Origin of the sequence: Affinundibacterium nitidum (genome assembly GCF_014284155.1) — a bacterium.
Taxonomy (GTDB): domain Bacteria; phylum Pseudomonadota; class Gammaproteobacteria; order Burkholderiales; family Burkholderiaceae_D; genus Undibacterium; species Undibacterium nitidum.
On the sequence record NZ_JACOFZ010000035.1, the window covers coordinates 1 to 456 of the forward strand.

Below are 456 nucleotides of genomic sequence, written 5' to 3' on the forward strand. Positions count from 1 at the left end.
GTGAGCCAACAACTGAAGCAGTCAAGGTATCGCCGATATCCAAATCAGAGACGGCGAAACTGCCTGTGATTGGAGCCAAGTTCTGCGCAGAAGCGTCTGCAGATTCTACGATCGCTGTTGGGTTCGTTGTATCCGTCAACACTGGCGCATCGTTCGCGCCGGTGATCGTGAACGTCACGTCTTGCACTGCGGAGTCTGCTGTACCGTCATTGACCTTCACTTGATAAGTGATCGTCAAGCTTTGACCTGCACGCAAGAAGTCTAAGTTCGCAGCTGCTGGATCGTAGGTGTATGCAATCGCTGTGCCTGCACCGCCATTCGACGTTTGAGTCGTTGGCGTGATGCTGAATGCACCTGCTGCCGTCAATGCTGTCGCACTAGCTGGCAAGGTGTAGTTCACACCGTTCAACTGCACTACGGGTGAACCCACCACTGAAGCTGTCAAGGTGTCACCTA

Annotated in this window: 1 protein-coding gene; it reads right to left on the reverse strand. The window is 53.5% G+C overall.

Annotation, left to right across the window (positions count from 1 at the left end; genetic code table 11):
* Window positions 1-445 (reverse strand): VCBS domain-containing protein (locus H8K36_RS18925; protein ID WP_222611290.1); only part of this gene is annotated, 445 nt, incomplete at its 3' end.
* Window positions 446-456: the final 11 nt, after the last annotated feature.